8 protein-coding genes are annotated in these 8,407 nt (G+C 59.7%); 7 read left to right on the top strand and 1 reads right to left on the bottom strand.

The window, feature by feature from the left end:
- The first annotated feature begins 312 nt into the window (after positions 1-312).
- The 4 genes from R3F00_RS17760 (at position 313) to R3F00_RS17745 (ending at position 2,531) form a co-directional block, all read left to right on the top strand.
- Positions 313-1,098 (top strand): hypothetical protein, encoded by a 786-nt coding sequence (locus R3F00_RS17760; protein WP_371283067.1) that lies wholly within the window; start codon positions 313-315, stop codon positions 1,096-1,098.
- Between the two features lie 158 nt (positions 1,099-1,256).
- Positions 1,257-1,595, top strand: a complete 339-nt coding sequence (locus R3F00_RS17755) for a zinc ribbon domain-containing protein YjdM (RefSeq protein WP_371283065.1) — start codon at positions 1,257-1,259, stop codon at positions 1,593-1,595.
- Positions 1,596-1,782: 187 nt separating this feature from the next.
- The gene (locus R3F00_RS17750) at positions 1,783-2,091 is read left to right on the top strand and encodes a CD225/dispanin family protein (protein WP_371283064.1); all 309 of its coding nucleotides are present in this window, start codon (positions 1,783-1,785) and stop codon (positions 2,089-2,091) included.
- Between the two features lie 32 nt (positions 2,092-2,123).
- On the top strand, positions 2,124-2,531 hold the full coding sequence (locus tag R3F00_RS17745) for a DUF2752 domain-containing protein (protein ID WP_371283063.1): 408 nt from the start codon (positions 2,124-2,126) through the stop codon (positions 2,529-2,531).
- Here the strand turns inward: R3F00_RS17745 and R3F00_RS17740 are convergent.
- The gene (locus tag R3F00_RS17740) at positions 2,528-3,820 is read right to left on the bottom strand and encodes an MFS transporter (protein WP_371283062.1); all 1,293 of its coding nucleotides are present in this window, start codon (positions 3,818-3,820) and stop codon (positions 2,528-2,530) included. The genes R3F00_RS17745 and R3F00_RS17740 overlap by 4 nt on opposite strands.
- Before the next feature lie 123 nt (positions 3,821-3,943).
- Between R3F00_RS17740 and soxR the strand changes: the two genes are divergently transcribed.
- The 3 genes from soxR (at position 3,944) to R3F00_RS17725 (ending at position 8,308) form a co-directional block, all read left to right on the top strand.
- Positions 3,944-4,399 carry a redox-sensitive transcriptional activator SoxR gene (gene soxR / locus R3F00_RS17735; RefSeq protein ID WP_371283061.1) on the top strand — a complete coding sequence of 152 codons (456 nt, stop codon included), beginning with the start codon at positions 3,944-3,946 and terminating at the stop codon, positions 4,397-4,399.
- A 224-nt stretch (positions 4,400-4,623) separates the two neighbouring features.
- Positions 4,624-5,379, top strand: coding sequence for a methanethiol S-methyltransferase (gene mddA, locus R3F00_RS17730; RefSeq protein WP_371283060.1), 756 nt, complete (start codon positions 4,624-4,626; stop codon positions 5,377-5,379).
- Positions 5,380-5,608: 229 nt separating this feature from the next.
- Positions 5,609-8,308, top strand: coding sequence for a hypothetical protein (locus tag R3F00_RS17725; RefSeq protein ID WP_371283059.1), 2,700 nt, complete (start codon positions 5,609-5,611; stop codon positions 8,306-8,308).
- Positions 8,309-8,407: the final 99 nt, after the last annotated feature.

The following is an 8,407-nucleotide window of genomic DNA, read 5'->3' as shown; positions in this document are numbered from 1 at the left end:
CCTGGCTCGCAATCCTGGTTCATCCGAAACTCCCGGCTACCCAGCACGTGAAGGGCTATCAGCGAGTACATACGTGGAACGGCAGACAAACCTGCCAGGCAGGTACTTTACATCGTCGCGCACGTTAACGAATTTGATCGCAGGAATCGATCAGCAATCAAGTGTGCTCCCGGCCCCGGCGCAAGTGGGGGTATGACACAGGCCAGGCGAACGGATGCCGCTTAGGCGGCCGTCTTGCTTGGCTTGGATCGGGATGAATGCCGCGCTGTGCTATGGTTTTCTGCATGTCAAAGCTTGAAGACGAGGTCCTGCATGAGCCCGAAAGTGCCCTATATCCTGATTCCGGCCCTGGTGTTTTTTTTCACTATCGGGAGTGTTGCATGGGCGGCGCCCGGCGGCACGGCGATCGTGCGCGTGACTACAAATCCTGCCTATCCCGATGCGAGGCTCGGTTTCACTGGAACACCTTCCGGCGATGTGCAACTCGACCAGAGTGGTGTTGCAACGATCCGCAGCGAGGTGGATAGCGGAAGCCACGAATCGATCCTTGCACGTATCGATCAGAACCTGCTGGATGCCGGATACCGATTGACTCAGGTCAGTTGCGATGATCCTGCCAGTACGCGTCGCAGTTCCGGCGATCTGGAAAGCAGCAAGGCCCGCTTTGAAGTCGAGGATGACGAAACCGTCACATGCACGTTCGCGCTGCAACCCTCGTTCGCGTGCACGTGCCCGAAGCAAGGGCGCTGGAACGTGGTCAACAATACCGGGAGCATGGCCTGCACCGGCGTGGTTTCGATGACAACCCCCCTGGCCGCGAGTCGTTCCAGCGGTACGCTGAGCGTGAATGACAGTTGCGACACCATTCTTGCGGAAGGCATGTCAGACGACGAAGCCGATCTGGAAATGCGTCTGCAATCCGATTGCAGCTGGTTGGGCACGGTGGGTGGCGAGCAGGATGGCATTCCGATGGTGATCACTTTCCGCTGGAACCTGGAGAACGAGGAGCGCATTCTCGGCGACCTTGAATCCACCGTATCGCAGCAGGGAATGACCTGTCGCATGTCCAGAACATTCAGCCTGGATTTCGCAAACTGAGTCTCGATGACGGACTGACTAGGCAGCCTGTCCGGCCCATGCCGATGCATCGGCCGGACGCCTGACTTTGCCCCGCATGGGAGCCGCGTCGTCGCCAGGCTCGCTGGCCGGGCTATCGGTCGACTACAATCGCGCCCCCCTGAAAGCAAAAGAATCCCATGTCTGATATTCCAGCCTGTCCGTTGTGTTCGATGGAAAATACCTATCCGGACGGCGACAACTATGTCTGCGCGGATTGCGCCCATGAATGGTCGATTGTCGCCGGCGAGAATGATGAAGATGAAGCGCCCGTTGTTCGGGACGCCAACGGCAACCAGCTGCTGGATGGCGATGATGTCGTGTTGATCAAGGACTTGAAGGTCCGTGGTTCGTCGCAGGTGATCAAGCAGGGCACCAAGGTGCGTGGTGTCCGCATCGTCGGCGGCGATCACGATGTCGAAGGCAAGGTTGGCGGCAGCGCGATGATGCTGAAATCGGAGTTCCTGAAAAAGGTCTGATTCGTCGGCAGGTTCTCGCGCTGCAGCATTGTGGAGCGCGCCTTGTCGATTCCAGGCCTGGGGCGAACGTGGTAGAACAGGCATCACGACCCGGGAGTCCAACGAGGTATCGAAACGCATGTTCTGTCCGAAGTGTGGTCAGGAAAATCTTGATACATCCGATCATTGCATTCGCTGCGGCGGAGCCATGCCGCATGCCGTAACGGAATACGGGCTGGGGACGCCACCAAGCGCGAGCCGGGGCACGCTTGTCCATGTCGGCAACAATCTGGTCTGGGCCATTCTCGCGACCATTTTCTGCTGTCTGCCCACCGGCATCGTGGCCATCGTCTATGCGGCTCAGGTCGATGGCAAGGTCAGTGCTGGCGATACGGCCGGTGCACGCGAATCCGCACGCCTGTCCGCCATCTGGAGCTGGGTCTCCTTCGGCGTGGGGCTGTTCTTTGGTCTCGGCTGGATCGCGCTGGTCTTGCTCGGCCACTCGTTCGGTCGCTGATACCGGCAATTCCTGTCAATGGAACGCGTGGAATGACGCAATACTCCATTCCCTTGCGGCCGTGGCTACCAATCGCTGCACTGGTCGTTGCCGCGTTGGCTGCAGGCATTGTTCTCATGCTGGTGAATCCGTTCGCGGATGGCAGCTTTCTGCCTCCCTGTCCGCTGCATGAATTGACCGGCCTGTACTGCCCCGGTTGCGGCACGACGCGCGCCCTGCATGCCTTGCTGCATGGAAGTGTTCCTCTTGCGTTGAGCATGAATCCACTCGCAGTCATCACTGTCCTTGCGATTCCTGTGATGCTCTGGAATAGCTGGCGACCCGGGCATGCATGGATGGCACGCATTTCCGACGCGCGCATCTGGCTCGTGCTGGTAGTGGCGTTTGCCGTGTTGCGCAATCTGCCCTGGGAGCCCTTTGTGCGATTGGCGCCGGGCTAGGGTCGGGTTCGGCTCGAAGCCATCCAGGAGGTGGCTGCCAGCAGGGTGGCAAGGGCGTAAACGCACAGATATGCCTGCGTGGGAGCTTCTGCCTGCAGCAAGGAAAACATCAGACCACCGGCAGCCAGAGTTGCACCGGTAAACAAGGCGTTGGCGAGCTGCAAGGCCGAAGAATAGGTGCCCTGCTGCTCCCGTGGCGAGAGTTTCATGGTCAGCACGCCAAGCATCGGGAACGAAACGCCCATTCCGAGCCCGGTCAGCGACCAGCCGATCAGGAGGCTCCAATCGGGCAGGAATCCGACGACCGTGGCCAGGCAGGCAACAATGCCGAGCAACAGCATGAAACAGCCACGCTGCAACCAGAGCTGCCGTGTGCTGTCATCGACCATGCGAGATTGCAGGTGGCTGCCGGCGCTCCAGAACAACGCGCCGCCGGTCAGCGCCATGCCGGCTGCCGTAATCGACCAGCCTCGCTGTTCGTGCAACCAGAGTGGGACAAAGGCTTCGCTGAGGAAGAATGCCGATGCATTGATGCCGCGCAGGGCGATTATGGCGGGTAGGCCGCGAACCAGATGCAGCGTGCCGACGGGCAGCAGACGTCTGGCGGCCAGAATCACTCCGGCCAGCGACACGACGACTGCAATCGGCATCCAGCTTCTTGCAGTGCCGCTGACGGAAAGCGCAACGCTGGCAATGGAAGCGAGCAGAGCCCAATGCAGCAGGTGCCGGGAGCGGGGCTGCGCGGTGTCCGGTTCGCGTTGTCCGCGAATCGGCGGCAGGATCAGCGCGGCAGTAGGCAAGAGCAGGGCGAGGATACCGAGAAACAACCAGCGCCAGCCCCAATGATCGACAATCCAGCCTGATATCGCCGGTCCGACAATCGCGGGTATCACCCAGGCGGTCGAGAACAGGGCGAACAGACGTGGATGGAATTCGTGTGGCAATACACGTGCCGTAGCCACGTAAAGCGCCACGCCCAGTGCGCCCACGCCGAAGCCCTGAATGACTCTTCCGGCAATCAGCACGACCATCGAATCAGCCAGGCCTGCCAGCAGCAGTCCGGTCCCGAACAGCAGCATGCCAAGCGCCATCGAGCGGACCGGCCCATTGCGATCGCAGTCCTGTCCCGACCACACCATGGCGACCACGGATCCGGCCAGAGTGCCGGCAAAGGCGAGCGCGTACATCGACAAGCCATCCAGGGCGGCAGCAACTGCCGGCATGCCGGCAGCCACACCGATGGCTTCAAAGGCAATCATCGAGCAAAGGCTGACGGCGCCAATGCTCAAGTTTCTGTACTCCGGCGAAAACAGCGACACGTGTGCTCCTGGTTGAATGGCGATTTGCAAGCTTGTCTCCCGATCCGTTCGTCGGTAGCTTGCGACCTCAAGTCAGCTTGAGGTCAAGGGGCCATGAGTCACGCCAGCATGAGTGTCGGCGATATCGCAAGGCGCAGCGGTGTAGCCGTCTCGACCCTGCACTACTACGAGGCGCAGGGCTTGATCACTGCGGAACGCAGCACGGGCAACCAGCGCAGATACCGGCGCGAGGCCCTGCGCCGCATTGCATTCATCCGTACCGCACAGGCACTTGGTATCAGTCTTGGCGAAATCGGCGAGGCCCTGCAACAGCTGCCGGGACAACGAACCCCGACCAGGGCCGACTGGACAAGGCTCTCATCACACTGGCGAGCATCACTGGACCGGCGCATCGCCGATCTGCAGGCCCTGCGCGACCGACTGGACGGCTGCATCGGCTGCGGTTGCCTCTCGTTACGTGCCTGCCAGTTGTACAACCCGGAGGACAGTCTGGCGAAGCAGGGTGCGGGGCCACAGCGGCTGGGCGGTCAAACGACAGGGAAGCGATGATCCTGCAGGCCGTCTCGCTTGCGGACGGTTGGCAGCGCTGACATTACCGGGTCCCTGAACTGCTTGAGGGCAACTCAAATACGCTCTCCATGTTATTGATTTTAAAAGAGGTCAGAGGATGGTCAGGACTGGTCCCCTGAGGGTCAAGACCGGTCATGCGGGAATCCCGACACTGTGCGGCAGCTGGCGATTGGCCGCCGGCATGACCCTCGGGAGAGACCCTCATGAAACGCACAGCCATCCTGATCTACGGTGTAATCAGTTACTTCCTTTTCCTTGCATCGATCCTCTACGCGATCGGATTCGTAGGCAATATCTGGGTACCGAAGTCGATCGATTCGGCTCCTACCTCCACCTTCCTCGTGGCACTGTTCACGAATCTCGGGCTGCTGGCAGTGTTTGCCGTGCAGCACAGCGTCATGGCCCGTCCTGCCTTCAAGCGACTCTGGACGAAAGTGATTCCCTCCGCCGCGGAGCGCAGCACCTACGTGTTGTTCTCCAGCCTTGCCCTGATCGCGGTGTTCGCCTTCTGGCAGCCGATGGGCGGCGTCATCTGGCAGATTGAATCGACCTGGCTTCAGGGCGTCCTCTACACCATCTATGGACTGGGCTGGGTAGTGGTTTTCCTGTCGACCTTCCTGATCAACCACTTCGATCTGTTCGGTCTGCGCCAGGTCTGGCTCGAATTCCGCGGCCGCCCGTACACCTCGTTGGGCTTCGTCACGCCGAGTCTCTATCGCTGGGTGCGACATCCCCTCTACTTCGGGTTCCTGCTGACCGCGTGGTTCACACCGACCATGACCGTTGCACATGTTGTCTACGCAACCATGATCACGGGCTACATCCTCGTCGGTATCCAGTTCGAGGAAAGTGATCTCAAGAGGGAATTGCCGGAATACGAGCGCTATCAGTCGGAAGTGCCGATGCTGATTCCGCGTCTGCCGCAGCGCGAGCCGAATCCAGTGGCAAGCCGGGCATGAATTGCCTCAATGACACGTTGAATCTGCTGGTTGCGATGAACGACTGGCTTTCTCTGGGCACGAGGTGGGTCTGAACTGACACGACCCCACCGTTCTGCTGCGGCAAACCCGCTCAACGATAGCGAACTTGCCGTGGCGGAACGGGGCCCTCGATTCACGAAACTACCACTCTTCAGCGCCTGGCCACGCCGGGTGATCCGTTCCCGTTGCCTGAATTCTGGAATACGACATGAAAACGATTGGAAAAACTCTCCTGGCGCTGACTCTCGCCGGTATAGCGCAATCCTCGCTTGCTGCTGTAACTGTCGGTAGCGAAGCATCCTGCAACTTCCACACGATCAACGACGCCATCAATTCCGTTCCAGTGGGCGGAACGGTCTCGATACGTCTGTCGAACAACATGATTTCGGATCCATTCCTGTCAATCGACCGCAACGTCACCCTGGTTGGCGGATACAGCAACTGCTCGGATACGACGAGCGACGCCAATGCGCCCTCGGTGATTCAGGGCATTGGCAACAATCAGCCCGTTGCTCATGTCTCGGGCTTCGCAAACCCCCTTGCGGTGAATGTGAGCCTGACCAGCCTGGTTATCCGGGACGGCGCTGCACCCAGGGGAGCGGGTGTACGGATCGGCGGCGCAGCCAGCGTACGACTGAGCAGTGTCGAGGTGACTGACAACGTGGCCGAAGAATTCGGTGGTGGCATCTATATCGATGGCAGCAAGGGTGCGCAGCTTACGATTCAGTACGCCACGCAGGTGACCGACAATGTCGCTATCCAGCGCGGTGGGGGCATATTTTGCATCAACGCAAATTCAGAGACGGGCGGAAAAATCGATTTCCGTGACGGTGACATTGCTGACAACGTCGCCGGTGCGCACGGCGGAGGCGTGTACCTGGAAATCTGTGATATGACAGGAAGCTCTTCCGGAGAGCGTCGAATCGCGAGCAACCAGGTCGACAGGGTTGAGTTCCCCGAAGCCATCGTCGATGAATACTCCGCAGCATCGGGTGCAGGGATCTATGCGACCAGCGCCAGTCACATCACGCTTGGCAGCCGCAGTTCGACAACCGTGATCGAAGGAAACGTCGGTCGAAACGTGGTCCATGACGGTTTCGGGACGCACTACGAGGTCGACCGCGGCGAGGGTAGCGGCCTCACGTTGCTGAACGAGAGTGTCGCCAAACTGACCAATGCCCATATCGCCAACAACCAGGCGAACGACGGCGGCGGAGTCATGCTGCGCGGCGGTGCCCGCTTCGAACTGAAGCGCGATCCCGGAGGATGCATTCCCAACGCAAATTTTCCCGGATGCGCATCGCTTACCGGAAACCGGGGGCGCGGTTACGACACCGGCTTCGACTTCTGCATCAGTGTTGATCAGAACTATGCGGGTCGTGGCGGTGCGATTGCCATGCGCGAATCATCTGCCGAGCTGGACGGTGTCTGGGTCAAGTCCAATAGTGTCAACCAGACCGACGGCTGCATCAATTCCAACTACTACGCTTACCCTCACGGAGCTGCCTTTGACATGCGCGCGGGTTCCAGACTGGACATCATCAACACCGTGCTGCACGACAACGGAAACAATACGGCGGATGACATCATTCACCTTGACGGTAGCCAGACCGTGTTCCTGGCATTCCACAGCACGATCGTCGGCAATTCGAATGTCGATGACGCCATCATGAGGACAAGTTCGGGTGCGCCGGCGATAGGTTTGTTCAACACCGTAATGATGGAGTCCGCCAAGCTCTACGAGAACGACGGCGCCGCGGATGCCCTTTTGCGGTCAGCATGCGTTTTCTCCAACAGTCTATCCACCCTCGATGATGCGCCCAGCAGCAGTCTGATCGAAAGCCTCCAGGGCAGTGACGCGCGCTTCGTCGATGCGGCAACTGACAATTTTCTACTGCTCGATGATTCTCCAGCCATCGATCTTTGTATTGCCGACGAAGTGACTTCCCGTGGAAAGTTGGACGCTGTGTTGTATGACCACGACGGGCTGATTCGTCCGCGCATTGCCGGCACCGATGTGAACCGAAGCTGGGATGCTGGCGCCTTCGAGAATCAGAATGGCTTGTCCGGTGTTGTGGCCGATCTTTCCATCGACCTCGACGACGGCGGCTTTGTGGTCGGCCTCAACCAGTCCATGGGCTACATCGTGACCCTGGCCAACAATGGTCCCGATGCGGTCAGCAATGCCGGCTTCAGGCTTGTGCTCGACAGCGATCTGCAGAATCCGATGACCCTGGTGCCATTTGGCGCAGGCTGGTCCTGCAGCCATACCGGCTACATCGGCAACTGCGTGTACACGGAAGTCCTGCCCAGCGGTGCCAGCGCGCCGCAAGTGATCGCCCAGTTCACTTCACCTTCCGGGCCCGGCGTGATTTCGTCGACGGTCAACCTGCTGACGCCGGCGTTGCTGGTGGATGCCGACACGAGCAACAACAGCGATAGCGTGGTTTCCTCGATTTCGGTCGACTCGGATCTGATGCCATCCCTTTCGCAGATTCCCGCTTCATTGCAGCCGGGTCAGACGGCACGGTTCAATGCCACGCTCACCAACAACGGCCCGGATGCTTCGCTGGGCCCGCGTTTGCGCGTCACCTATCCTGAAAGTGTGGCCAATGTGAGTGTTGTCGAAAGCCCCGGTACTGCATGGGTCTGTGGACCGCTTTTCCCGGATGGCCAAGGCTATGTGTCGATGGTTTGCGCTGCCCAGCAAGCGCTCGTGGGAGACTTCGAGTTCACCTTCGAATTCCAGGTGCCGGGGAGTCAGGCGGTTCCTTCTGTATGGCCGATTCGGGTGCGCACGCAGCAGGACCAGGCTGACCCCGTCACGCCGAATGACATCCAGGTCAACATTCCTGTTGTTCCGAGTGTCGAGAACGATCGCATCTTCGGCGATGGGTTCGGCGACTGAGAGTTCGCGTCAGTACTTCGGAATGGCACAACATGGATCGTCGTGCCGTTCACCGGCCCTCAATCGCCGTCGCATGCAAGCGTGGCCGATTGAGGGTCG

It is taken from the genome of Dokdonella sp., from assembly GCF_041395345.1.
Taxonomy (GTDB): domain Bacteria; phylum Pseudomonadota; class Gammaproteobacteria; order Xanthomonadales; family Rhodanobacteraceae; genus Dokdonella.
This window is presented reverse-complemented; position numbering and strand designations above follow the sequence as displayed.